This is a genomic window from Tateyamaria algicola, from assembly GCF_047715485.1.
Classification (GTDB): domain Bacteria; phylum Pseudomonadota; class Alphaproteobacteria; order Rhodobacterales; family Rhodobacteraceae; genus Tateyamaria.
The window spans coordinates 484,953-508,053 of the sequence record NZ_CP180422.1 but is presented as its reverse complement, the minus strand read 5'-3'; the positions used below and the strand labels follow the sequence as shown (position 1 = coordinate 508,053).

Annotated in this window: 24 protein-coding genes and 1 pseudogene; 11 read left to right on the top strand and 14 right to left on the bottom strand. The window is 61.9% G+C overall.

The genetic code is table 11. The features are described from left to right. Positions 1–225: 225 nt before the first annotated feature. The 5 genes from ACMHLQ_RS04900 to ACMHLQ_RS04880 form a co-directional block, all read right to left on the bottom strand. Positions 226–636 carry a hypothetical protein gene (locus tag ACMHLQ_RS04900; protein WP_415403682.1) on the bottom strand — a complete coding sequence of 137 codons (411 nt, stop codon included), beginning with the start codon at positions 634–636 and terminating at the stop codon, positions 226–228. Next, a complete protein-coding gene (locus ACMHLQ_RS04895) occupies positions 633–2,588 on the bottom strand; it encodes a DNA gyrase/topoisomerase IV subunit B (protein ID WP_415403681.1) in 1,956 nt (651 codons plus the stop codon). Before ACMHLQ_RS04895 ends, ACMHLQ_RS04900 begins: the two co-directional genes overlap by 4 nt. Before the next feature lie 71 nt (positions 2,589–2,659). Beyond that, entirely contained in the window at positions 2,660–3,337 is a 678-nt protein-coding gene (locus tag ACMHLQ_RS04890; RefSeq protein WP_415403680.1) for a hypothetical protein, read from the bottom strand. Beyond that, on the bottom strand, positions 3,327–4,271 hold the full coding sequence (locus tag ACMHLQ_RS04885) for an alpha/beta fold hydrolase (RefSeq protein ID WP_415403679.1): 945 nt from the start codon (positions 4,269–4,271) through the stop codon (positions 3,327–3,329). The genes ACMHLQ_RS04890 and ACMHLQ_RS04885 overlap by 11 nt, the downstream gene beginning before the upstream one ends. Next, positions 4,271–5,575, bottom strand: a complete 1,305-nt coding sequence (locus ACMHLQ_RS04880; RefSeq protein ID WP_415403678.1) for an alpha/beta hydrolase family protein — start codon at positions 5,573–5,575, stop codon at positions 4,271–4,273. The genes ACMHLQ_RS04885 and ACMHLQ_RS04880 overlap by 1 nt, the downstream gene beginning before the upstream one ends. Before the next feature lie 198 nt (positions 5,576–5,773). On the opposite strand from ACMHLQ_RS04880, the gene ACMHLQ_RS04875 reads away from it, so the two are divergent. The 3 genes from ACMHLQ_RS04875 to ACMHLQ_RS04865 all read left to right on the top strand — a co-directional run bounded on the left by ACMHLQ_RS04875 (position 5,774) and on the right by ACMHLQ_RS04865 (position 8,794). Further along, positions 5,774–6,409 (top strand): DUF1007 family protein, encoded by a 636-nt coding sequence (locus ACMHLQ_RS04875; RefSeq protein WP_415403677.1) that lies wholly within the window; start codon positions 5,774–5,776, stop codon positions 6,407–6,409. Further along, positions 6,397–7,299, top strand: a complete 903-nt coding sequence (locus tag ACMHLQ_RS04870) for a nickel/cobalt transporter (protein ID WP_415403676.1) — start codon at positions 6,397–6,399, stop codon at positions 7,297–7,299. The genes ACMHLQ_RS04875 and ACMHLQ_RS04870 overlap by 13 nt, the downstream gene beginning before the upstream one ends. A 106-nt stretch (positions 7,300–7,405) precedes the next feature. Next, on the top strand, positions 7,406–8,794 hold the full coding sequence (locus ACMHLQ_RS04865; RefSeq protein ID WP_415403675.1) for an MATE family efflux transporter: 1,389 nt from the start codon (positions 7,406–7,408) through the stop codon (positions 8,792–8,794). A gap of 24 nt (positions 8,795–8,818) precedes the next feature. Here the strand turns inward: ACMHLQ_RS04865 and ACMHLQ_RS04860 are convergent, their stop codons facing one another. The 3 genes from ACMHLQ_RS04860 to ACMHLQ_RS04850 form a co-directional block, all read right to left on the bottom strand. Next, a complete protein-coding gene (locus ACMHLQ_RS04860) occupies positions 8,819–10,522 on the bottom strand; it encodes a calcium-binding protein (protein ID WP_415403674.1) in 1,704 nt (567 codons plus the stop codon). Positions 10,523–10,696: 174 nt separating this feature from the next. Further along, positions 10,697–11,110, bottom strand: coding sequence for a hypothetical protein (locus ACMHLQ_RS04855; RefSeq protein WP_415403673.1), 414 nt, complete (start codon positions 11,108–11,110; stop codon positions 10,697–10,699). Positions 11,111–11,120: 10 nt separating this feature from the next. Continuing rightward, the gene (locus ACMHLQ_RS04850) at positions 11,121–12,323 is read right to left on the bottom strand and encodes a pyridoxal phosphate-dependent aminotransferase (RefSeq protein WP_415403672.1); all 1,203 of its coding nucleotides are present in this window, start codon (positions 12,321–12,323) and stop codon (positions 11,121–11,123) included. A 90-nt stretch (positions 12,324–12,413) separates the two neighbouring features. Here ACMHLQ_RS04850 and ACMHLQ_RS04845 point away from each other — a divergent pair, with 90 nt between their 5' ends. From ACMHLQ_RS04845 to ACMHLQ_RS04835, 3 genes are all read left to right on the top strand, one after another. Continuing rightward, positions 12,414–12,812 (top strand): helix-turn-helix domain-containing protein, encoded by a 399-nt coding sequence (locus ACMHLQ_RS04845; RefSeq protein ID WP_415403671.1) that lies wholly within the window; start codon positions 12,414–12,416, stop codon positions 12,810–12,812. Next, positions 12,805–13,068: a succinate dehydrogenase assembly factor 2 gene (locus ACMHLQ_RS04840; protein WP_415403670.1), complete on the top strand. Its 264-nt coding sequence runs from the start codon at positions 12,805–12,807 to the stop codon at positions 13,066–13,068. The genes ACMHLQ_RS04845 and ACMHLQ_RS04840 overlap by 8 nt, the downstream gene beginning before the upstream one ends. Positions 13,069–13,148: 80 nt before the next feature. Continuing rightward, positions 13,149–13,670, top strand: coding sequence for a MarR family winged helix-turn-helix transcriptional regulator (locus ACMHLQ_RS04835; RefSeq protein ID WP_415403669.1), 522 nt, complete (start codon positions 13,149–13,151; stop codon positions 13,668–13,670). 95 nt (positions 13,671–13,765) lie between these two features. Here the strand turns inward: ACMHLQ_RS04835 and ACMHLQ_RS04830 are convergent. From ACMHLQ_RS04830 to ACMHLQ_RS04810, 5 genes and pseudogenes are all read right to left on the bottom strand, one after another. Further along, positions 13,766–14,398: pseudogene (locus tag ACMHLQ_RS04830) on the bottom strand (DUF1194 domain-containing protein); the annotation flags it as partial. Further along, positions 14,395–15,117, bottom strand: coding sequence for a DUF1194 domain-containing protein (locus ACMHLQ_RS04825; RefSeq protein ID WP_415403668.1), 723 nt, complete (start codon positions 15,115–15,117; stop codon positions 14,395–14,397). The pseudogene ACMHLQ_RS04830 and the gene ACMHLQ_RS04825, both read right to left, overlap by 4 nt. Then, complete coding sequence (locus ACMHLQ_RS04820; protein ID WP_415403667.1) at positions 15,111–15,539, bottom strand: VOC family protein; 429 nt, start codon at positions 15,537–15,539, stop codon at positions 15,111–15,113. Before ACMHLQ_RS04820 ends, ACMHLQ_RS04825 begins: the two co-directional genes overlap by 7 nt. 67 nt (positions 15,540–15,606) lie before the next feature. Then, a complete protein-coding gene (locus tag ACMHLQ_RS04815) occupies positions 15,607–17,037 on the bottom strand; it encodes a hypothetical protein (protein WP_415403666.1) in 1,431 nt (476 codons plus the stop codon). 3 nt (positions 17,038–17,040) lie between these two features. Further along, positions 17,041–18,024 carry a hypothetical protein gene (locus tag ACMHLQ_RS04810; RefSeq protein WP_415403665.1) on the bottom strand — a complete coding sequence of 328 codons (984 nt, stop codon included), beginning with the start codon at positions 18,022–18,024 and terminating at the stop codon, positions 17,041–17,043. A 210-nt stretch (positions 18,025–18,234) separates the two neighbouring features. Here ACMHLQ_RS04810 and thyX point away from each other — a divergent pair, with 210 nt between their 5' ends. From thyX to ACMHLQ_RS04790, 4 genes are all read left to right on the top strand, one after another. Continuing rightward, complete coding sequence (thyX, locus tag ACMHLQ_RS04805; RefSeq protein WP_415403664.1) at positions 18,235–19,140, top strand: FAD-dependent thymidylate synthase; 906 nt, start codon at positions 18,235–18,237, stop codon at positions 19,138–19,140. Continuing rightward, positions 19,110–20,267: an FRG domain-containing protein gene (locus tag ACMHLQ_RS04800; RefSeq protein ID WP_415403663.1), complete on the top strand. Its 1,158-nt coding sequence runs from the start codon at positions 19,110–19,112 to the stop codon at positions 20,265–20,267. The genes thyX and ACMHLQ_RS04800 overlap by 31 nt, the downstream gene beginning before the upstream one ends. 602 nt (positions 20,268–20,869) lie before the next feature. Next, a complete protein-coding gene (locus ACMHLQ_RS04795) occupies positions 20,870–22,066 on the top strand; it encodes a cytochrome P450 (protein ID WP_415403662.1) in 1,197 nt (398 codons plus the stop codon). Between the two features lie 38 nt (positions 22,067–22,104). Next, positions 22,105–22,383 carry a hypothetical protein gene (locus tag ACMHLQ_RS04790; protein ID WP_415403661.1) on the top strand — a complete coding sequence of 93 codons (279 nt, stop codon included), beginning with the start codon at positions 22,105–22,107 and terminating at the stop codon, positions 22,381–22,383. Here the strand turns inward: ACMHLQ_RS04790 and ACMHLQ_RS04785 are convergent. After that, on the bottom strand, positions 22,380–22,619 hold the full coding sequence (locus ACMHLQ_RS04785; protein WP_415403660.1) for a hypothetical protein: 240 nt from the start codon (positions 22,617–22,619) through the stop codon (positions 22,380–22,382). The genes ACMHLQ_RS04790 and ACMHLQ_RS04785 overlap by 4 nt on opposite strands. Positions 22,620–22,791: 172 nt before the next feature. Between ACMHLQ_RS04785 and ACMHLQ_RS04780 the strand changes: the two genes are divergently transcribed. Beyond that, positions 22,792–23,082 (top strand): hypothetical protein, encoded by a 291-nt coding sequence (locus ACMHLQ_RS04780; RefSeq protein WP_415403659.1) that lies wholly within the window; start codon positions 22,792–22,794, stop codon positions 23,080–23,082. Positions 23,083–23,101: the final 19 nt, after the last annotated feature.

Sequence of the window (23,101 nt, the reverse complement as noted above, 5' to 3'; positions counted from 1 at the left end):
GGCCGCCCCCCGGCACGGCGATATGGTTGGCATTGGCGCATTGCTCTGAGCGAAGATGTACGTGGCAGCCATAAAGCGCTGTAGCTGACCGGTCAGATCGCCGCACCGTGGCCCAACGATGGCGCGGCTCGAACTTTCGCCTTACGACCTTGTATTCCCAAACCCAAGATATGGATCAAACAGCTTCGGAATTGTTCCGAGTTCTTCTGTCAGCTTCATCAGAAGCTAACCGTTTTGTTCTATCATTTCGGCACGCGTAGCGCTGTTTTCCGGCTTGTCCCAGACCTTCTGAAGATATTGAATTTGTACCGCATCTTTCCTACCGGACTGAAGCCGCTCTTGGATTTCAGGTCCAAACAGGAAACGTGCTCGGTGTTCTGTCCCGCCGAACCGGACAAGGGCATCATCTTCGCAGTTCCCGTTACGCATCACGTGCGCAAGAAAGTCATGAGTTTCATCGAATACTTTAAGCCTGCGTTCAAACAGCTTTTCGCGAAGGGTGGTTTTGTTCACCACCCATTGTTGGTACGCGATGTAAGCAATGAAAGTCGCAATTAGCATTGGCCCAAGTGCCGAAATGTACTCTAGCCAATCTGTTCGATGCAGCTCGTTTGCTAAAGACGCAGCCTCATTCAAACATCCAACTCCTCCACGAACCGCGCATTCTCCTGGATATACTGAAACCGCATCTCCGGCTTCTTCCCCATCAAACGCTCGACCAGATCGCTGGTCTCCCCAGGTTCGTCATCATCAATCGACACCCGGATCAGTTTGCGGGTCGCGGGGTTCATCGTGGTGTCTTTCAGATCCTTCGCGTCCATCTCGCCCAAGCCCTTGAAACGGGACACGTCGATCTTGCCCTTTCCGCCCAGACCTTTCTCCATCAGCGCGTTCTTTTCCACCTCGTCCAGGCAATAGACCCGGCGCGCGCCCTGGGTCAGGCGGAACAGGGGCGGGCAGGCCAGATACAGGTGGCCTGCATCGATCATGGGGCGCATCTGTGTGTAAAAGAACGTCATCAGCAGGGCGGCAATATGCGCGCCGTCCACATCCGCATCGGTCATGATGATGACCTTGTCATAGCGCAGGTCGTCGATGTTGAACTTGGTCCCCAACCCGACGCCAAGGGCCTGAGTCAAATCGGAAATCTCCGCGTTCGAACCGAGCTTGGACGAGGCCGCCCCCAGCACGTTCAGGATCTTGCCGCGCAGGGGCAACAGCGCTTGGGTCTTGCGATCGCGGGCCATTTTCGCCGACCCACCGGCGGAATCCCCCTCCACGATGAACAATTCCGTGCCGTCGCGCGTTGAGTTGGCGCAGTCCACCAGTTTACCGGGGAGGCGCAGTTTCTTAGTGGCGGACTTGCGTTGTGTTTCCTTCTCGGCCCTGCGGCGCAGCCGTTCCTCGGCGCGCAGCACCAGAAAGTCCAGAATGGCCCCGGCGGATTTCGTATCCGCCGCCAGCCAGTTGTCAAAGTGGTCGCGCACCGAATTCTCGACCATGCGCTGCGCATCGACGGTGGCAAGCCGATCCTTGGTCTGGCCAACGAACTCAGGCTCGCGGATGAAACAGGACACCAGCGCGCCCGCCCCGGTGATCAGGTCCTCGCGGGTGATGGTGCTGGCCTTCTTGTTGTTGACCAACTCGCCGTAAGCCTTGATGCCCTTCAGGATCGCGGCCCAGAACCCGGCCTCGTGCGTCCCACCCTCGGGTGTCGGCACGGTGTTGCAATAGGATTGGATGAACCCATCCCGCGCCGGCGTCCAGTTGATCGCCCATTCGACCTTGCCCGGCACCTTGAACTTCTCGAAACTCACCGACCCGGCAAAGGGCGCATCGGCATAGGTGGTGGCCCCGCCCATGGCTTCGGTCAGGTAGTCGGCCAGACCACCGGGAAAGTGGAACGTCGCCTCTTGCGGTGTCTCGCCGTCATTGATCGCCGTTTTCCAGCGGATTTCCACGCCCGAAAACAGGTAGGCCTTTGACCGCGCCATCTTGAACAGCCGCGCAGGCTTCAGCTTGAGAGAGCCGAAAATCTCTGCGTCCGGGTGGAAGGTGACAGAGGTGCCGCGCCGGTTCGGGGCGGCGCCGATCTTGGCCAGCGGGGCCTGCGGCACACCGCGCGAAAACTCCATCGCAAACAGTTCCTTGTTGCGCGCCACCTCGACCCGCAAATGGTCCGACAATGCGTTCACGACCGAACTGCCAACGCCGTGCAGACCGCCGGATGTCTCATAGGAATCCCCGGAAAACTTGCCGCCCGCGTTCAGCGTGCAAAAGATGATCTCGAGCGCGGTCTTGCTCGGGTCCTTGGGGTGGGGGCCCACGGGGATGCCGCGCCCGTTGTCGCGCACCGACACATGGCCGTTCTCGTGCAGCTCGACCTCGATCCAGGTGGCATGGCCCGCCACCGCCTCGTCCATCGAGTTGTCGATGATTTCGGCGACCATATGGTGCAGCGCGCGGTCATCCTTGCCCCCGATATACATGCCGGGGCGCAGGCGGACATGCTCCATATCCTCCAGCACCTGGATGGAAGAGGCGTCATAGTCCGAGGCCGACTTGGCCCCGCTCAAAAGGTCTGTCATGGCAGCTGCTCTTTTTGTTGGTTGGGGCAGAGTATGCCAGAGCAGTGCAAAGGGGGAAGGGCGCGTGTGCGTCAGCGCGCAGGCCAGTGAGAGCCCAGATGACCCGCTGCCTGTTGCGCCGCCACCATTTCGCGGTAGCGCGCCATTTTGTGGTCAAAGCGCAGGAATCTGCGGTCGCCTTCGCCCACATGGATGTTGCCCAGATGCTGAAAGGACGAGGGCAGATCGCACACGCTGTCATCCTTGCGGTTCAGACACAGGCATTTCGAGGCCGGGGGCGGGATCGCCGTGCCCCGCGTCACGCGCGGCGCGGCAAAGGCAATGCCGTGGATGTCATGGGTGCGCACAAGGATCTGCGTGGCCGCAGCCCCCAGCGAATGCCCCATCACGTATTTCGGGCGATAGCCGTTGCGCCGCAGCCAGTCGGCGACAACCTTGGCATGGTGCAGGAACCCCTGATGCCAGGTCACGTTCGATCCCCATTTCTGGGTCAGCGTATCGTTCAGGCGAAACCTGCGCCCGCCAAAGTTCAGGACACGCAGGTTGAACTTGGCATAGTCCTTGATCGAATTCGATCCCGGGATCAGCAGCACACCGTTCGTCAGATAGGCCGCCTGCACATCGTTGCGATCCAGCTTGCCCTTGATATGGGGGATCAGCGAATTGTTGGGGTCCGGGTTGCGGTCGAACAGGTCATAAGACGCTTCGACCATCTTGGCCGCCAGTGCGATGTCGTATCTAAAGCTCACAGCAATCAGTCCGTTTTGAATGGATGCGACTATGACGCGAAAGGAGGCACCTGTGAAGGGGGCGTGCGTCTAGTCGATCCAGTCGCGGATGATGCCTGCAATCTCTTCGGGGCGCTGATGCAGCAGCCAGTGATCGGCTCCGGGCACGTCCACGCGGGTCAGATCGGGGGCAAATTCCTCCAGCCCCTCGGTCGAGATCGGGCAAGAGCGCGGTGTCGCCATCGCCCCAGATCAAAAGGTGCGGGCAGGTGACGTTCAAGCGCTCCAGCGGCAGGTCGGGCATGTCGATCGGCTTGCCCGGATCAGCCACGACCAGAGGGGTGGCGCGATACCAGTTGATCATGCCGCGCAGGCCCGATTGCCGCCACACGGCCTTGTAGGCCTCCAGCCGGTCGCCGGTCAGCCAGCTGTTGTCCATATGGGCCGAAAACAACTGCATCAGCCGGGCAAAATCATCGGCTTCCAGCACATCCTCCGATCCGGGGCTGCGCAGGCGATTGATGTATTGGGATGCCTCCGATTGCGGCCCGCCCGAGGCCATGGCCCGCTGGAACGGCACCGGATGGACTCCGTTGGCAATGATCAGGCGGCGCACCAGGTCAGGGCGGAACATCGCCAGCGCATAGGCCACGGATGCGCCCCAGTCGTGGCCCATCACGACCAGCGGGCCGTCTTCTCCGATCAGGGCGGTCATGTCGCCCACCAGTTCGGGCATGGCGTAGGCGTCGACCTCTTGGGGCGCATAGCTGGCGCCATATCCGCGCTGATCCGGGGCGATGCAGTGGAACCGGTCCGACAGCAACGTGGCCAGGTCGTCCCACGCGCCGCCATATTCAGGAAATCCGTGCAGCATCAGCAGCTTGGGCAGGCCCTCGTCCCCCCATTCCCGGATGGTGAAAGGGTGACCGCCCAGATCCTGCGTGCGCACGCGCATCACTCGTTCCGCGCCTTGGTCTCGAACCGCAGGCCCTTGGCCGTGCGCGCAGGAAAGCCCTTCCAATAGGTGTGGTCCTCGGTCGGCTGCCCGTTCTCGTCCAGATCGACAAGACCATCACCTGCCACAGGCAACAGGTTGAAGTAGCTGGCCTTTTCCGGGTCACCCTTCAGGTGCAGGTCCATGAAGGCGGTGGCAAAGTGCTGGGCGATGTTGTTCATCCGCGTCGTGTCCCAGACCGGGTCGGCGTAATGTTCGAACGGGGCGAAATCGAGGTTCTCGACCGGTGCCCAGCTTTCTGCGGGGGCCGGGATGGGGGCAGCGGCATTGTGGTTGGCGTGGTCAAAGGTCAGCAAATGCCGGTCCGCGCCCACGGCCCCGTCGAAAATCTGGCGGATTGCGTCATAGACCGACACGTCGTCCGCACCGCCCGCCATCAGCATCGTCGGCACCCGCAATCCGGCCAGCCCGTTGGCGTCCCAAAAGCCCGCATTGTTGCCCCAGGGACCGATCGCGATGACGGCCTTGATGCGCGGATCCATCAGGGCCTCGTGGCTTTCGGACATGGCGAGGTGCTGTTCCAGCAGCCCGTTGGGCGTGCCCCAACTGAACTCGGTCGAGGCTTCGGTGACGCCCGCACCGCCCAGGATCAGGGCACCATAGCCGCCCATGGAATACCCGATCACACCGGTGGACGTGGCATCGACAATGTCGCCCAAGGGCCCGGCAAGGCTGGCCATGTGATCCACCACAAAGGCCTGGTCGAGGGGGCGGTTCAACAGGGTCGAGCCAAAGGCCGCCTGATCCGAATAGGTGCTGTCCGTATGGTCGATGGACACGGTGACATAACCCTTGGAGGCGAGGTTTTCGCCCAGATGGCTCATCAGAAAGCGGTTGCCGGGGTAGCCGTGGCTGATCACGATCAGCGGATAGCGCCCCTCGGGGGCTGGTTCGGCGTCGCGCACCGCACGTCCGGTCAGGGTGACCTCGGTCGCACCGTCACGCAACATGGCGCGGTAGGTGCCGCCGCGGCCTGCGGTGGTCGCGGCGGGATACCACACTTCCAGCGTCAGCGGGCGGTCATAGCGGGGTTCGTCCTTGCCATCGATGTTCAGCACATCAATGCTGTCGGGGATGGTCACGTTCAGTGTCTGCACGCCAATCGGGTGGCTGCCGTATGGGGCCAATGCGGGGGCGTCCGATCGAATGCGGTCAATCGGGTTCGAAGGCCCTGCGACAGCGGCCGGGGCGCTCAGCGCCAGCGCGGCAGCAAGGGCAAGAGACGGCGCAGTATGCGGTGTCATTCGGGGTCTTCCTTTGTTTGGCCGATAACGAACAGGGCGCGGGCAACACTTCACCGTCTACGCCAGCAGTGTGACAGAGGGGTGTGGCCGGGATCAAGCGGTGATCCATCATCCGGTCGGTCCGCAATCTTGCGCTCACATGCGCCCTGTCACCCTTATAGGGTTGAGCCACCCGCCGCCACTCACTACATCTGCCCCATGCAATTGCGTGCGACCCTTGCCCTCGCCCTTGGCCTTGCCGCCGCCCCCATCGTCGGGGTGGCACATCCGCATGTCTTCGTGGACACGCAGTTGCGCGTGGTGGTGGGCAACGATGGCACGTTCCAGGGGGTCGAGGTCAGCTGGACCTACGATGATTTCTACTCGCTCCTGCTGCTGTCGGACTACGGGCTCGACAATGACGGCGACGGCGCGCTTGATCCAAACGAACTGGCGCGACTGGACGGGTTCGATCTGCAATGGATCGACGGGTTCGAGGGCGACAGCTACGCCACCCGCAACGGCACACCGGTGAAACTTGGCGCACCCGAAGGGCGCGGCGTCGAGGTCACCAATGGCCAGATCACATCGACGCATTTCCGCCCGGCCTCCGCCCCCGCTGACGGGGTGGTGATCAAGGCGTTCGATCCCACGTTCTACACCGCCTACACCCTCGTGGGCGAGGTGCAGATCGATGGGCCCTGTCGTGCGACCCAGATCCCCGCAGACCTCGACGCGGCCTACACGCTGGTCGAAGAACTGCTCTACGTCACCCCATCCAGCGATCTTGAGGAAGGGTACCCGGAAGTGGGCGAAGCCTTTGCCGACACGGTGACCCTGTCTTGCGCGGGCTGAGGATCGGCGTCCTTGTGGCCGCTGCCGCCGCGCTGCTCTGGCTGTTCGGCTTTGGTGGCATGTCTGACATCTCGGTCTGGGCCGCCGCGCAGCAACGCGAAACCCAGAATGCATTGGCCCAGGGGCTGCGCGCCGTGCGCGCGGGCGAGCCGGGGGCGTGGATGGCCCTGATGGGGCTGTGTGCGGCATATGGCTTCTTTCATGCTGCGGGTCCCGGACATGGCAAGCTGGTGATTGGCGGCTACGGCGCGGCAGAACGTGTCACGGCCTGGCGGTTGTCGGGCCTCGCGCTTGCCTCCTCCATCGCGCAAGCGCTTGCGGCAATCCTGCTGGTGGCGCTGGGCGCCTTCGTGCTGGGCTGGGGGCGGGCCGAGATGACGGATACGGCTGACAAGGTGCTGGCCCCGGCCAGCTACGGTGCGATTGCGCTGGTCGGGCTCTGGCTTGCCTTGCGCGGCGCGCGCCGGGTCTGGTCGAGCAGGACACATGCCCACGTCCACGCCCATGCCGTCGATGAACACGGCACATGTCACACATGCGGACACGCCCACGGCCCCAGCGTCGATCAGGCGGCCTCGGTCACGTCCTGGCGCGATGCGGCGGCCATAGTCGGCTCTATCGCGATCCGTCCCTGCACAGGGGCCGTGTTCCTGCTGATCCTGTGCTTTGGCCTCGGCATTCCTTGGGCCGGGATTGCGGGTGCGCTGGTGATGGGGTTGGGCACGGCCAGTGTCACCGTGCTGGTGGCCATCGCCGCCGTCAGCGCGCGCGCCTCGGCGCTGTCGGGCTTGAGCGGGGCAGGGGCCGCGCGGGCCATGGCGCTGGTCGAAGTGGTGGCAGGCGGCCTCATCGCGCTGGTGGCGGTCACCCTTTTGCTGCCGCTGATCTAAGGCCAACTACCCGGATCAAGCCCCAAGGGTGACATCCCGCCACCCTTCGCACTTTCCTGCACATGGGGGGCTTTCTTTGCCCAAAAAGCAGGCGTAAGGGTGAGGGATGTCCACATCCCGAATCTCTTATCCCGCCCATGCGCGGGCGTCTCTGGTGCTTGGCCTGCCGTTGATCGGCGGGCATCTGGGGCAGGTCGCCATCGGGGTGACCGATACCATGATGCTGGGCTGGTACGGGGTTGTCGAACTGGCCGCTTTGACAGCGGCTGGATCGTGGTTCTTTGTGCTGTTCCTGATGGGGTCGGGCTTTGCCTGGGCGGTGATGCCCATGGTGGCCGCCTTTGCCGCTGAAGGGGACGAGGTGAACGTGCGGCGCGCCACGCGCATGGGGCTGTGGCTCAGCCTCGGTTTTGCCGCGCTGTCCATGCCGCTGATGATCTGGTCGGAACCGATCCTGCTGGCGCTGGGGCAGACCGAGGCCGTGGCCGAGCTGGGCAGCCAGTACCTGCGCATCGCGGGCTGGGGGATCATCCCGGCGCTGATCGTGATGACCATCAAAAGCTACCTCGCCGCGCTGGAACGCACGCAGATCGTGTTCTGGATCACGCTTGCGGGTGCGGTGATCAACGTGGTTGCGAACTATGTCTTCATCTTCGGCTACTGGGGCGCGCCCGAGCTTGGCATTCGCGGCGCGGCCATCGCGTCGCTGTGCACACAATTCGTGATGCTGGTGGGGGTTTGGGTCTACGCGGTTGTGACCCTGCCCGAACACAGCCTGTTCCAACGGCTCTGGCGGGTGGATTGGGAGATGCTGGGCCGCGTCTTCCGCCTGGGCTGGCCCATCGGGCTGACGAGCCTGAGCGAGGTTGGCCTCTTTGCCGCCTCCGCCTTCATGATGGGGTGGCTGGGCGAGGTGCCCCAGGCCGCCCACGGCATCGCCCTGCAACTGGCCTCGATCACCTTCATGGTGCATCTGGGGCTGTCCAACGTGGCCACGATCCGGGCGGGCAACGCACTTGGGCGGCACGATCTGGATCACCTCGTGCGCGGGGCGCAGACGGTGACGGTGCTCTCCATTGCCATGGCGCTGGCCACCATCGTGCTGTTCGTGTCGATGCCCGAGCCTCTGGTTGCGCTGTTCATCGGGCGCGATGTCGATGCGCGTGACGAGATCATGGCCATCGGCGTCGTGCTGCTGGCGCTGGCCGCGCTGTTCCAACTGGTGGACGGGGCGCAGGTGATCGCGCTGGGGCTGCTGCGCGGGGTGCAGGACACCAAGGTGCCCATGGTGCTGGCGGGCGTGTCCTACTGGCTGATTGGGATGCCTGCCTCCTACTTCCTGGGCTTTGTGCTGGGATGGGAAGGGGTCGGCGTCTGGCTCGGCCTCGTGCTGGGCCTCGCCTTTGCCGGGGTGGCGCTGATGATGCGGTTCTGGATGGTCTCTCTGCCGCGCCTCAACGGGGCGGCACAGGCCGAGGCGGTGTCCACCCCGTAACCGGGGTGGACCGTGCCGTGCGGGTCAAAGGATGAAATCGGCCGCCTCCACCGCGTTCACCCATTCCAGCTCGATCATCTCGTTGACGGTGCCGTCGCCGTCGCTGTCGATCTGGACGTAATCCCCGTCAAACAGCACCTCCGCGCCCGTGCCGGAAAAGGTCGTGCCGGTGACAAAGGTCAGGCCGCCAAAATCGGTCAGGTCGATCTTGTCGATGATCGAGGTAAAGCCCTTGATCACATCCATCGTCGCCGCCGTTGTGCCGCTGTCGCCAACGTTGAAGACAAAGACATCGCGCGCCTCGACGGACTCGTAGTCGAGGATTTCATCCGCGCCCGATCCGCCCGCAACGCGGTCTTCGCCGTCCCCGCCCGACACGACATCGTTGCCGCTGCCGCCTGACAGTACATCGCGCCCGTCGCCGCCATTCAGATCATCCGCACCGCTGCCACCGAAGAGGGAGTCATCGCCCGCATCGCCGCGCAGACTGTCACTGCCCGCGCTGCCGGACAGACGGTCATCGTCGTCTCCGCCGCGCAAGGTGTCGTTGCCGATGCCGCCATAAAGGGAATCCGCGCCCTCCTGACCGATCAAAGAGTCGTTGCCCGCATCGCCATAGAGCATGTCCGCGCCAGTGCCGCCGTTGATGTCATCATTGCCGTCGCCGCCCTCGATCCGGTCGCGCCCGCTGCCGCCATAGGCGTCGTCGTCTCCGTCACTCAGCCAGATGCGGTCTGCGGATGATCCTCCGTCCACGCTGTCATCGCCGGTGCCGCCATAGATGCGGTCGCTGCCGCCGCCGCCCCAGATGCGATCCGCGCCGCCCTCTCCGGCCAGCACGTCATTGCCGCTGCCGCCGCTGACCGTGTCGTCCTGCGCGCCGCCCCACAGGGTGTCGTTGCCCGCATCGCCATAAAGCTTGTCTTCGCCCGTGCCGCCCTCGGCGCGGTCCGCGCCGGTGCCACCGCCCAGCGTGTCGTTGCCTGCGCCGCCATAGAGGCGGTCCGCGCCTTCCTGGCCGCTCAGATGGTCGTCGCCCTCCTGCCCGTAAAGGCGGTCATTGCCCTCGCCACCGCCCGAACGGTCGTTGCCCGTTCCGGCATAGACCCAGTCATTGCCCATGCCCGCCCAGATGCGGTCGTCCCCGGCGCCAGCCTCGAAAATCTCGTCATGGGCATCGGCCAGGGCAAAGCTGTAATGGCCCGAATGCAGCGTCTCGCCCGCGTCGGTGCCATAAACGCGGTTGTGGCCGTTCACATAGTAGTTCATCCACCCGGCCACATCCTCGACCGTTTCATTGGCATTGCCGTCCTCGTTCTGAAACCGGCCATCCACAATGGCAAAGCCGACGTGGTAGATCGCGTCCGCCACCGTGTCGATGAAATCGCGACCCTGAAAGATGAACGCGCCGCCATCCCCCTGCACCCGGTGAAACCCGGTCTCGAGGTTGCCCTCGTCATCGCCGTGACCCTCGAGGAACTGGGCATAAAGGTCCGCATCCGCCCGGATATAGGCCGACAGGGTGTAAAGGTCGCCGGGCGTCAGCTTGCTGTCATCATTGACGCCGGTGGCGTCGAGCGCCTCTTCGATCACGTCATTCATCAGACGCGCGGCATCCGCCCCGGCCTGGATGTCCTCGGGATAGATATTGGCGGTCAACCCGGGGTCGATCTCGACAAGGCGGGCGATGGTTTCAAGTCCGTCGGTGGTGCTGGCGGTGGCTGGCATGGTGACTCTCCTGATGCTTGATGTGTCATCCATCCCGCTGCCACGCCCATCCCCAGCGACCAAGCACCAACAAGGCTGCGCCGTTGTGTCGGCGGAAACCCGTCAAAACAGGCCCGTTTGCGAACATAATCTAAGTTGCGATCCGCCTATGCCAGACGGGGGCGGACGGGATTGCTATTTCCCGCTTTGGCCGCTCATCAGGCGATCGGCCTTCTTGCGCACCAGGACCGAGCGCAAATCGTGCATCGCCAGCAGCAACGCATCCGTCACATCCTCAAGCTGCGCCTCGCTGGCACGCGACTGCGCCCATTGGGTGGTGAGGTTCAGATAGTCCACCGCGCGGTGGATGTCGTCGATGTCGCGATGGGCCAGGATGTCGGCGCGCTCGGCCATCCAGGCCTTGATGCGCGCCAGATCATCCTCGGACAGGGTGCGGTCGCCATGCGGCTTGATCTCGCCATTGCGGATGTTGATCACCGCGATCTGGTCCATCTCGATCCGGCGCTGCCGGTTCTCCGTGTCCACACGAAACACGGCCGCGCCGTTTTCGCGCACACGGAAGTAGTAGTCAGGAAGCTCCGCGCCCATAATCCCCTCGTTATTTTAGCCCGGCACAGAACGTCTGAATGCGGGTACAGGCCTCTTTCAGGGCCTCATCGGACGTAGCGTAGCTGACACGAAAGTTGGGCGATAGCCCGAACGCGGCACCAAAGACCACGGCAACGCCGGTTTCCTCCAGCAATGCAGTGGCAAAGGCCGCGTCATCGGCGATCTCGGCCCCACCTGCGGATGTCTTGCCGATGCAGCCTGCAATGGACGGATAAACATAGAATGCCCCGTCCGGAACCGGGCAGGAAATGCCCTCGGCGGCGTTCAGCATGTCCACGACCAGATCGCGGCGGCGCTTGAACACCGCGTTGTTGGGCGCGATGAAGTCCTGCGGTCCGTTCAGCGCCTCAAGGGCTGCATACTGGCTGATCGAACAGGGGTTCGAGGTCGATTGCGACTGTACCTTGCGCATCGCCTTGATCACCTCTTCGGGGCCTGCGGCATAGCCGATGCGCCAACCGGTCATGGCATAGGCCTTGCTGACGCCGTTCACAGTCAGGGTGCGGTCATAAAGGCGCGGCTCGATCTGTGCGGGTGTCGTAAATTCGAAATCGTCATAGACAAGGTGTTCGTACATATCATCCGTCATCACCCAGACATGCGGGTGGCGCATCAGCACATCGGTGATCTCTTTCAGCTCTTCCCGGGTGTAACCAGCGCCCGTCGGGTTCGAGGGCGAGTTGAAGATCAGCCACTTCGTCTTGTCGGTGATGGCGGATTCCAGCTGATCGGCGGTCAGCTTGAACCCGGTCTGCAACGAGGCTTCGGCGATGACGGGCGTGCCACCGGCCAGCAGCACCATGTCCGGGTAGCTGACCCAGTAGGGGGCGGGGATGACAACCTCGTCGCCCTCGTTCAGCGTCGCCATCAGCGCGTTATAGAGGATCTGCTTGCCGCCCGTACCCACGGTGACCTGTGCCGGGGTATAGTCCAAGCCATTGTCCCGCTTGAATTTGTCCACGATGGCCTGTTTCAGCTCCGGGATGCCGTCCACGGGCGTGTACTTCGTCTTGCCAAGGGCAATGGCCACCACGGCGGCGTCCTTGATGTTCTGGGGCGTGTCGAAATCGGGCTCGCCCGCGCCAAGGCCGATAATGTCCTTGCCCTGGGCTTTGAGGGCGGCCACGTGACCTGTCAGTGCGACGGTCGGAGACGGTTTGACGCGGTCAAGTGTCGCGGAAAGGAATGTCATATTGGCCTCGGTTGGCTGGAATGTCTGCGCGGTCTGTCATAGGGGTGGGGCGAGCCACGGGCAAGCATTTGCAACACGAGGAGTTTACGCATGGACGATAACCAGGACTGGTACAGCGCCGAGGCGTCAACATTCGGGGACCGGGTTGCAGGCGCGCGCGAACAGGCGGGCATGACGCAAAAGCAACTGGCCAAGCGTCTTGGCGTGCGTGTGGCCACCATGCGCGCCTGGGAAAATGACCTGAGCGAACCGCGCGCCAACCGCCTGTCGATCCTGGCCGGGCTGCTCAATGTTTCGATGATGTGGCTGATCAACGGCGAGGGCGAAGGCGTCAGCGCACCGGGTGAAGGCGAGCCGATGAGCCTCGAGATGCGCGATATCCTGACCGAAGTGCGCGATCTGCGCGCCGATTTGCTGTCGCGGGCCGAACAGGTCGGGCGTCTGGAAAAGCGCCTGCGCGCCGCGCTCGAAACGGCCAACAATGCCTGAGGAGTTGCGCGAACACCGCCTGAAACGGCTGCACATGCGCTCCATGCGGCGCGGGATCAAGGAAATGGACCTGATCCTGACGGCCTATGCGGCGCGCAATCTGGCGCAAATGGACGGCGATACGCTCGACACCTATGACGCGCTGTTGGCCGAAAACGATCAGGATCTCTATCGCTGGGTGACGGGGCAGGAACCTGCACCGGATCGGTTTTCCGCCATGATTTCAGATATTTCCCTCACGTTTCAGGGCGAATAGGGCGATATCCACAGCGTTTAACTGAATATTTCCGAATCACGCGCATTTTCTGTCCCGAGCAGAAATGTCGGAGAACGCGGATGAGCATTCAGGACCCGATCAGCCAGATCCCTGGTTCGGTCGAAGGCACGAGAAAAGACGCTGGCTTCATGATCGGGTATCTTGAGGCCTTGTCACTGGTCGAACGGTTGCACCGGCTGCTGCTGGACGTGATCAAGGACGAATTCGAGCGTGTGGGCGTGTTGGAAATCAACGCGGTGCAGGCGCTGCTGTTGTTCAACATCGGCGACAACGAGGTAACTGCGGGCGAATTGAAAAGCCGTGGGTACTACCAGGGCTCCAATGTCAGCTACAACCTCAAGAAACTGGTGGAAATGGGCTACATGCACCACCAGCGGTGCGAGATTGACCGCCGCTCGGTCCGGGTCAAGCTGACCGAAAAAGGGCGGCATATCCGCGATGTGGTGGCCGAACTCTTCGGGCGCCATGCCGAAGGGTTGCAGGCCAAGGGCGTGCTTGGTCCCGAAGGGATCATCGACATCACCGCCTCGCTCAAACGGATGGAGCGGTATTGGACGGATCAGATCCGCTACATCTACTAGGGGCGCTCACCTTGCGCCGCCTCGCCGAGGATTAGCGTTTCCAGTTCGCGCTCAAGTTTGCGCGCCATCGCATCGGCGTAGTCTTCAAAACCAAGGGCCGTTTCCACGAAACTGTCTGAGCCCACGATGACATTGGCGTGGAAATAGGCGGACAGCCCTGAAATCTCTGCTTGCCGAATATCACCAAGGGCGGGCGCATCTGCCCCGATCACCAGCGCATTGATGGTGATCCCGGTGTCTTCCACCTCGGGTTTGATATCCACCGGGCGGGGCCCGAGGTTGGATTTCCCATCCCCCGACAAATCCAGCGTTAGCTTCCAACACTCCGCGCGGTCCTGCAAATGCGCCACCCCTTCGCGCATTGCCAGCCCCAGCGCGGTGCCCGGTGTCGCCTGCCGCCGCTCGGTTGCGCGCAATTCACCTATCACGGCATTCAGCACAGGGGCGCTGGTGATCGCGGTCCAGGGCAGGATCACGGTCGGGTCTTCCGGCCCGCTCCACTCATAGACCAGCAATTCCACCGGCGTGTCCGGCAGCATCAGCAGCGCCTGGCGCACCTTCGGGCTGTCGAGCGCCGCAGCCAGCCCATCCATCTGCAAGCGGTACTCCCGCGCATCGACCGACCCGGACACATCCAGCCCCAGGGCCAGCGCCTGTCGGCACCCGGCCTCAAGCGCACCACCCAAAACGCACAAGGCAAGGGCGGGCAACAGACGCGCGCGCCTCATCCCTCTTGCCGCCCTGCGCGCACACCCCGCGTCCCGTCGGGCAGCGCCCCGATCACCGGCGGTGTCAACTCGCGCTCCAGCTTGCGGCGCATCGCGCGCTCGTAATCCTCGAACCCCTGCGCCACTTCCAGAAAGGCACCGGGGCCGCGCAACACCTCGCGCCGATAGAATTCGATCAGCATGGTCTCGGATGTGAACTCAGCCGCGTTCACCACCAGCCCGTTCACCGTCACATCGTCAAAGGCGAACTCGCGATAGGCCAGTTTGGGGCCGAACCCCTCGTTGTTCTGCCCGTCGCCTGCCATGTCGATGGTCTTGTACAAACACTGCGGCGCGCGGGCCAGCATCTCGGCGCCATATCCCAGCGCATATCCCATGGCGGTCGGAAATTCGTTATGGCTGCGCTTGCTTGCGGCCACAGTCTCGGCTGCCGAGAGCAGGGCGGCGGGACTGTCGATCAGCGTCCAGTCCAGCACAACTTCCTGATTGTAGCGGCCCGACCACTCGTAAACCGCCAACGCCACCGGCAGATCGTTGGCGAAAAAGGCGGCGCGCACCTCGGGGGCCGTCAGGGCAGACACCAATCCGCCCCGCTGCAAAGCATCCTCATCCGCATCGACCGACGACGACACATCCAGCGCCAGCAAAAGCGCCAGACGACAGGCCGCCGCCGGAGATGCAGCCAGGCACGTGGCCAATATGGCCGCGCCCCTTACCAATGGCCGGTGTTTTCCATGCTGGCCCAGGGCTCGGCGGGGGGCAGGTTATCCCCGGCTTGCAGCAGCTCGATCGACACGTTGTCGGGCGAGCGGACAAAGGCCATATGCCCGTCGCGCGGCGGGCGGTTGATGGTCACGCCATTGTCCATAAGGTGCTGACAAGTCTCGTAAATATTGTCGACGCGATAGGCCAGATGCCCAAAATGGCGGCTGTCGTCCGGCAGCCCCTCATCGCCATCCCAGTTATATGTCAGCTCAATCGGGCAGTCCGGCTGGCCTGGAGGCGCCATGAAAATCAGGGAAAACCGCCCGCCCTCGCTGTCATGGCGGCGTGTTTCTTCCAGACCCAGCAGTTTGTAAAAGGCCATCGAGGCGTCCAGATCCTTTACCCGGACCATGGTGTGCAGATATGTCAGCGCCATTGCGCGTCTCCCTTGCTATATGCGGTCCGGATGACCCTAGCATACCGTGCGCGGGGGCCAGCGCCTCTCAGAACTTTGATTGAATGCCCAGCGTGATCGTCGTCTCGTCGATCTCGAAACGGTTCACGTTCGAGGTCCGGCTGCCGGTGCGCACCTGCAAACGCGGCGCAAACCCGGCAAAGTCGTAATCGGCAAAAAAGAATGAGACGTCGCCGTAAATCGACTGATCCTCGCGCCCCCCGGCCACAGGGCGTGCCACGCGATAGACATCGTAGTCGGTGTAGCCCAACGTCATGCCCGTGGTGACCCGCGCCGGGCCCAGCGACTGGCCAAACGTGTAACTCGCGCGGAAACTGGCGGTCTGGTAGTCGGCATTGACAAAGTCGCCGCGCACATCCTGCACCGTGACGCCAAGGCTGAACCGCCCCCCGCTTTCCAGCCTGTGACTGAACGTGGCGGCTAGGGTCGTCACATCCACGTCGCGCAGGTTCGAAATGGTCGAGTGGCGCCGCTCGGCGATGCCGGACAGGGACAGGTAGCTTGACGGGGACAGACGCAGACCACGGGCCAGTGACAGCTTGGTAAAGTCGTAGGACCGGTCGCCCCCCGACCAACTGGCCCCCACGGCCCCGCCCACGGTGATCGTGTTGCCGCGCTTGCCCGCACCGAACAGGTGGTTCACGCCCGCCTCCACATAGGTCGAGGCGAAATCCTCGTCATCCAGCCGACGCAGCATGGCCTCGGCCTCGTCCGACAACTCGACCCGGCGGGTATAGACCCGCCCCGTGGCCGTGGTGCGCGCGTTCTGTCCGCTGAACAGGCGATAGCGCAGGCTCGTGTCCAGGGTCGTGACCACCCCGGACAGGGCGCGCGATCCGCCCCCGAAAAAGCCGTAGGTCGGAATGCCGTTCACCACCTCCAGCACGTTGTCGGTGCCGTTGTTGACGTTGTCAGAGGGGGCGACAGAGAGGTTGATGTTGAAACTCAGCGGATTGGCCGACCGCACGCGGCTGTAATCCTCGGCCAGGGCCTTGTCCTGTTGTTCGCTGTCGGCATGGGTGGCCGCCAGACGCAGCCAGGCCTGTGACACGGTCGGGCGTTCTTGCTGATAGGCGATGCTGGCGGCGGTTCGGGCCGCGCCGAATTTCTGGTCCGGCGTCTCGCTGTACTTGTAGGACAGGCGGGCCGCGGCGCGGGCCAGGCGCGGGTCGTTCAACTGGCTGTGGGCGGCGGCCAGAACACCGTAGGCATAGGCATCCTCCGGATCCGCGTCCAACAGCGCCATCGCCAGTTGCCGGGCCAGATCAAACCGCCCGGCATAAAGCGCCTGCCGCGCGACAAGGCGGGCATCCTCCAGCGTGATCGTGGTGCTCGGCTCGGATGCGGCGGCCGGATCGGCCAGGACCGAAGGGGCCGTCAGGCACAGCCCGACAGCCAGCGCGCGCACGGTGTGACACACCGCCCGCGCGGCAGGGATGGAACACCCATCGCGATACATGGATCAGGGCGTGAACGCGTTGATGCAGATAGGGTCCGTGCTCGCCGCGGTGCACAGGTCCAGCACGAAAACACCGTATTCGATCTCGTTTTCAAAGCGGTCGTCGTAGTTCTCAAGCGTGGTCCCGCCCACGATCGATGCACCGCCCGGGCCACCGATCACACCGGAAAAGTCGCCGATGTCCTCGCCGACCTGGCCATCGACCTCGAGGTTGCCACTGAATGTGCCGTCTTCGGTCAATGTGCCATCGACCAGAAAGATGTCGGGTGAGCCAATGAAGCCGGGAATGGTCGAACGCGGGGCGAAACCACCCGCACCATCGGATCCGAACACAGCCGTCCGGTTGTAAATCTCGCCCTCGACGGACATGTCGTTCAGATCGACGTTCACGAACATCAGGCCGCGCACATAGGCGGTCTGGGTGGGCAAATCGACGTCCGGGTCGACCGTGCCGATGATCGGGAACAGATCGGTGACCGGCCCGGCAGAGTTCAGACCACCCGCATAATTGCCCACATAGGTCACGTCGAACCGGCTCTCGGGGGCGGTCGGGGCCTCATATTCGCCCGTGCGCTCGAAAAAGGTGCCGCCGAAAAAGCGGTTGAACTGCGGGCCCGTCATCACAACGCCTGCCTGCATCCCGCCGTCGCGGCTGGCGACAAAGGCCGTCGCATGCCGGCCAATCGGGTCATTCTGGCCCGTAAACGTCTCAAATCCCGGGGCAAAGGTCGCAGCCACATGGCGATACTCGTTCACCAGCGGCACACCGTCCTGGGTCAGGCCCGTCACGGTCAGCGTGTTGTCATCGGCGTTAAAGCTGATGCTCTCCAGATCGTTCAGAATATTGTCCGGTACACTGGGGGTCGTGGGGGTCGGTGTGGTCGGAGTCGTCGGTGTTGTAACCACCTCTTCTTCGGTGAACGGGTTACCGTCCCCGCACGCAGCCGCCAAAATAGCGAGCGCGCAAACTGCTGCTGTCCGTTTCATGCCTGAAAAACCTTTTGCGGTTTATGTGTCTGCCTCTTTTACGGCAAGACTCCGCCCCAAACCCGCAAAAGTCAACGAAATCTTGACGCTACCGCTTCGACGCACACGGGAACCGTTGCCAAAAAACGACCCCTATATAGTGGTTCACGCGGGCCAATCCCCAATATAAGGTGGGGCCCTGATAGATTCTGTGGATAAAGGACGCCACCCATGCCGCTCAGCCCCGACCAGCTTGCCGAAATCGAAGACCTGCGCGCCAATCCCCAGCCCACCCTGCGCGCCACCGTTCCGGGAATGGAGGCGCACCTCTACCGCGCCCATGACGTGCTCGACCACGGCTTCATCCGCGTCATCGACTACATGGGCGACGATTCAGCGATCTGTCAGGCGGCCCGTGTAAGCTATGGAAAAGGCACCAAATCCGTCCAGAATGACGAGGGGCTGATCCGCTACCTCATGCGCCACTGGCACTCGACCCCCTTCGAGATGTGCGAGATCAAGCTGCACGTCAAACTGCCCGTGTTCGTTGCGCGCCAGTGGATCCGCCACCGCACCGCCAACGTCAACGAATACTCCGCCCGCTACTCCATCCTCGACCGCGAATTCTACATCCCCGAACCGGACGCGCTCGCCGCGCAATCCGTGATCAACAACCAGGGCCGGGGGGAAACACTGCAAGGGGCCGAGGCCGCCCGCGTCCTCGAAATCCTCAAATCCGACAGCAACCGCGCCTATGATCATTACGAAGAGATGATCGGCCAGGACGACCAACAGGGCCTCGCCCGCGAACTCGCCCGCATGAACCTGCCCGCCAACATCTACACCCAATGGTATTGGAAAGTGGATTTGCACAACCTCTTCCATTTCCTGCGCCTGCGCGCCGACGCCCACGCCCAATACGAAATCCGCGTCTACGCCGATGCGATCTGCGAAGTGGTCAAGGATTGGGTGCCCGCGGCGTATAAGGCGTTCGAGGATTACCGGATGGGCGGCGCGACATTAAGTGCCACAGCTATTGCGTGTGTGCAGCGGATGTTGAAAGGTGAAGAGGTAACGCAGGAGAATTCCGGCATGTCCAAGGGGGAATGGCGGGAGTTTATGGGGGTTATTGGTTGAGTGCCGAGTATCCCGGTTCACTGTACGGCCAGTGGATAGGGTCGAGTGAAGGTGAGCCGGAAGGCAGAATTGTAATGGATCTAGATAAGGTTGGGTCTCGGCTCCGGGGTCTTATCTATCTTTATCCAGACGACCGATCCATTCCCGCTTCATGTGCGCCCATCGACATTGACGATAACGTATCTGCTGCCGAAGTAAGTGCCCCAGCTAGCCACTTTCTGGCTGGAACAGGCTATGTGCCATCTTGGGCAGAGTTGCACAAAGAGTTCCCTGATATAGATTTTCCAACGAAAGTAGAAGGAGTTATCCAGGTAACAGGCGAAAACACTATCCAATTGAAATGGAAAACATCGGTCGGATCGTACGGAACTGGTGTATTGACTAAGAGCATTACGCCATCTCTTTCTAGAATTTCGAAAGTGGAACAAGTTGATACATGGCAAAGCTTCATGGACCACATTACCAGCAACCCATCAAACGGTAAGGTATACCGCGGACAAGGCGCGCCTTGGTCACTCAAGTCCGGATTCCATAGAACGGCTCGACGTGATCTGAAGCGCTATTTTGATGAGGATATTCCTCAACTGCATCGTGCACTTAGTGCCAGAACTAAGCATGTATTCAATCTGGGTAATGCGATTGAGACTGGTGCGTTTATGAATCTGGTACAGCATCACGGATACCCCACGCCTCTGTTGGACTGGACGCTGTCACCTTTTATTGCCGCCTATTTTGCGTTTAGAGATGCTAAGGGTTCCGGCAATGACTGTGTACGTATATTCTGTTTTGAAAGTGAGCATTACAGAAAGTCAGTCCAGCAGTATAATAACTTAACATTTCAGGCTCCTCACTTCTCAATTGTCGAAGCTTTGTCCATCGAAAACGAAAGGGCTGTACCGCAGCAGGCTGTCTTGACGCTAACCAATATTGAGGATGTAGAAATGCATCTTTTGCAACTAGAGCACTACACCGGTGAGTTCTTGACAGCGTTTGATATTCCACGTTCGGAAGCGCACGTTGCGCTTTCAAATCTCCGTCTTATGGGGATTACAGAAGCAACTCTGTTCCCGGGAGTAGATTCTATTTGTTCTACACTAAAAAAGCAAAATTTTACTTTCCAGAACTAATTGGTGAGTGGAATCAAAGCCAAAGGCCGCCGTGCAAGCGCCGACCCCGGGGCTCCGCCCGTGATTGCCTCAAACGATCCGCCGGATCGTTTGTCACTGCGTGAACCGGCAATCACCCCGCCCGGGCCGGCGCAACGTCGACACCAGCACACCGACCCACCAAACTCATCAACATGACAGCCATAAACCGCGCTGCAGCACCGTCGCTGCGCCACCCCGCGGTCCGGCGCTGTCACGGCTTCGGGCGCACAATCACCGTCGCATGGCGGGATGAAATCCCGCCCTACCGGAGCATGTCCACGTGCCGTAGGGTGAGGTTTCACCCCAACACACCCCTCAAACACCGCGACATATCGCAGCGGATTAACCCTTTCCTGGGCCGATTTCTGCCAACATTTTCAAAAACGTACACTTTCCCCCCAAATCTGCACAGAACTCGAAAATCCGGCCAAAATCCCCCCATTACCCCCTTTTGAAAACGTACACATCCCCACCCAAACTACACATTTTCGCACGTGACGGGGCCCATTCTGCGGCTAAACTCGGCCCCAAAGCGGGGGTTAACACAGCGCCCGCACCCCCAAGCGGTCGTGAACCCATCCATGCTAGACCTCCAGAACCTGCCCGAGGGCTTCCACGAAAACCCGTTCCCACATTATGACCGTCTGCTGGCCGAGGCCCCCATTTGCCCCCAGCCAGACGGCTCCATCCTGCTGTCCCGCCACGCCGATCTTGAGCGTATCTACAAGGACACCGCCACCTTCACCTCCGACAAACGTATTGTTTTTAAACCGAAATTCGGGACCGGCAGTCCGCTCTACGAGCACCACACCACCTCCCTCGTCTTCAACGATCCGCCGCTGCACACCCGTGTGCGCCGCATCATGTCCGCCGCCCTCACGCCCCGCGCCATCCACCGCCTCGAACCCGGCCTGATCACGACCGTCGATGCGCTGCTCGACAACCTCCCCCAAGACGCTGATTTAATTGAAGATTTCGCCGCCCAGATCCCCATCCAGATCATCGGCAACCTCCTCGACATCCCCCTCGCTGACCGCGCCCCCCTGCGCGACTGGTCCCTCGCCATCCTCGGCGCCCTCGAACCGACCCTGACTCCCGACCAGATGGCGCGGGGGAACAAGGCCGTCAAGGAATTCAAGGAGTATTTACAATGCCTTATCGCCCATCGCCGTACCCATCCCGGCGATCCCGAAACGGATGTCCTGACCCGCCTGATCGCGGGCGACGCCAGTGGACAACTCTCCGAAATCGAGCTGATCCAGAACTGCATCTTCATCCTGAACGCAGGCCACGAAACCACCACCAATCTCATCGGCAATGGCCTCGCCCTGCTGCACGACAATCCATCACAAAAACAACGACTTACGCGCGATCCAGCCCTGATCGACACCTGTGTAGAGGAGGTCTTGCGCATGGCCTCCCCCAACCAGTTCGGCAACCGCGAAGTGGCGCAGGATACCGAGATCGGGGGCGTCTCCATCCCCAAAGGCACCAACCTGCACCTCTGCATCGGCGCAGCCAATCGCGACCCCCAAGCCTTTGATGAACCATCGAATTTCGACATCACGCGCAAACCCAATCGCCACCTCGCCTTTGCCGGTGGGCCCCATGTCTGCGTCGGTCTGACCCTCGCCCGCCTCGAGGGCCGCGTGGCGCTATCGCGGTTCCTGGCCCGTTTCCCGGACTACACGATCACCACCCGCATCCACGGTGGGCGCGTGCGGTTTCGCGGATTTGCGCGGCTGTCTGCCAGAATTGGTGATAGTGCACACGCTTAGTTATCCACATGCTGTCATAAAACTGTTACGCTCGGGGCATGACGCGATTCACGCTTTTCCTGATGCTCTTGGCGACACCCGTGGCGGCCAATCCGATCGCCGAGGTGATCTGCGCGCCGTCCCAGCAGATGCAGAGCCGGCTTGAACAACAACTCGGCACGACCCGCACTGCGTCGGGTTTGCGCGGCCCGGAACAGGTGATGGAGGTGTGGACCGATGAGCGGGGCAGTTGGACCATGGTCGTGCGTTATGCGACCGGTACGTCCTGCATTGTCGCGATGGGCGATCACTGGACGGCGCTTGAAAACCCGGCCTAACGGGCAGAGCGGGCGCGTAAGTCTGCTACCAATGCAGCGTTTTCCGCTTCCCAGGTCTTGAACCCCAGATAACCTGTGACATTGGCGCGGGGGCCTGTCTCACCCTGGGCGAAATGGCGTTTGATTTCGCGGTAATGGGCGATGCAGCGCGCGGCCTCGTCCGGGGTCAACGGCTGAACGGCGGCCGCCATGTCGCAGGAATAGTACAACACCATGATACGCAACAGTTCAGTCATCACCTGGCCTCCGACGCCTGTGGATGTGTTTCCAGACTAGACACAATTGAGACAATTAAGAGTAAATCATGCGTGCGCTGCCGAGATCGCGCAAATTTTCTGGACTTGTGACCGACCCAAAGGCAAGTTGGACCCATAGATTTCGTGGTAAGTTGACAAGACGAGGGAAGATATGCGTTTCACACGAGTGATTGCCGCTGCGGCCGCTTTGACCGTACTGGGGACAGTTTCGGCGCTGGCGAACGGGCCAAAGATTTACAGCTACCATAGCAGCCACAACTTTTGCCCTGCGGGTCTGCAACCTGTGACGATGGATGGGGTGATTTGCTGCGGCCGTCCGAACCAGTCGATGAGCTATCAGCAAGTGATGGCGCATCCGGTAGCCAAGAAGCGGCACAAGGCGAAACGCGTCTACCATGCGCGCCAGTCCAACTGCCCGGTTGGCACCAAGGGCTGTAACTAAATCTGATCCTGCCATGACG

Excerpts from the sequence above, each read along its gene's own strand:
- ACMHLQ_RS04895 (WP_415403681.1), bottom strand. The coding sequence starts at position 2,588 with ATGACAGACCTTTTGAGCGGGGCCAAGTCGGCCTCGGACTATGACGCC.
- ACMHLQ_RS04885 (WP_415403679.1), bottom strand. The coding sequence starts at position 4,271 with ATGCGCGTGCGCACGCAGGATCTGGGCGGTCACCCTTTCACCATCCGG.
- ACMHLQ_RS04880 (WP_415403678.1), bottom strand. The coding sequence starts at position 5,575 with ATGACACCGCATACTGCGCCGTCTCTTGCCCTTGCTGCCGCGCTGGCG.
- ACMHLQ_RS04875 (WP_415403677.1), top strand. The coding sequence starts at position 5,774 with ATGCAATTGCGTGCGACCCTTGCCCTCGCCCTTGGCCTTGCCGCCGCC.
- ACMHLQ_RS04865 (WP_415403675.1), top strand. The coding sequence starts at position 7,406 with ATGTCCACATCCCGAATCTCTTATCCCGCCCATGCGCGGGCGTCTCTG.
- ACMHLQ_RS04860 (WP_415403674.1), bottom strand. The coding sequence starts at position 10,522 with ATGCCAGCCACCGCCAGCACCACCGACGGACTTGAAACCATCGCCCGC.
- ACMHLQ_RS04855 (WP_415403673.1), bottom strand. The coding sequence starts at position 11,110 with ATGGGCGCGGAGCTTCCTGACTACTACTTCCGTGTGCGCGAAAACGGC.
- ACMHLQ_RS04850 (WP_415403672.1), bottom strand. The coding sequence starts at position 12,323 with ATGACATTCCTTTCCGCGACACTTGACCGCGTCAAACCGTCTCCGACC.
- ACMHLQ_RS04845 (WP_415403671.1), top strand. The coding sequence starts at position 12,414 with ATGGACGATAACCAGGACTGGTACAGCGCCGAGGCGTCAACATTCGGG.
- ACMHLQ_RS04840 (WP_415403670.1), top strand. The coding sequence starts at position 12,805 with ATGCCTGAGGAGTTGCGCGAACACCGCCTGAAACGGCTGCACATGCGC.
- ACMHLQ_RS04835 (WP_415403669.1), top strand. The coding sequence starts at position 13,149 with ATGAGCATTCAGGACCCGATCAGCCAGATCCCTGGTTCGGTCGAAGGC.
- ACMHLQ_RS04820 (WP_415403667.1), bottom strand. The coding sequence starts at position 15,539 with ATGGCGCTGACATATCTGCACACCATGGTCCGGGTAAAGGATCTGGAC.
- ACMHLQ_RS04815 (WP_415403666.1), bottom strand. The coding sequence starts at position 17,037 with ATGTATCGCGATGGGTGTTCCATCCCTGCCGCGCGGGCGGTGTGTCAC.
- ACMHLQ_RS04810 (WP_415403665.1), bottom strand. The coding sequence starts at position 18,024 with ATGAAACGGACAGCAGCAGTTTGCGCGCTCGCTATTTTGGCGGCTGCG.
- thyX (WP_415403664.1), top strand. The coding sequence starts at position 18,235 with ATGCCGCTCAGCCCCGACCAGCTTGCCGAAATCGAAGACCTGCGCGCC.
- ACMHLQ_RS04800 (WP_415403663.1), top strand. The coding sequence starts at position 19,110 with ATGGCGGGAGTTTATGGGGGTTATTGGTTGAGTGCCGAGTATCCCGGT.
- ACMHLQ_RS04795 (WP_415403662.1), top strand. The coding sequence starts at position 20,870 with ATGCTAGACCTCCAGAACCTGCCCGAGGGCTTCCACGAAAACCCGTTC.
- ACMHLQ_RS04790 (WP_415403661.1), top strand. The coding sequence starts at position 22,105 with ATGACGCGATTCACGCTTTTCCTGATGCTCTTGGCGACACCCGTGGCG.
- ACMHLQ_RS04785 (WP_415403660.1), bottom strand. The coding sequence starts at position 22,619 with ATGACTGAACTGTTGCGTATCATGGTGTTGTACTATTCCTGCGACATG.
- ACMHLQ_RS04780 (WP_415403659.1), top strand. The coding sequence starts at position 22,792 with ATGCGTTTCACACGAGTGATTGCCGCTGCGGCCGCTTTGACCGTACTG.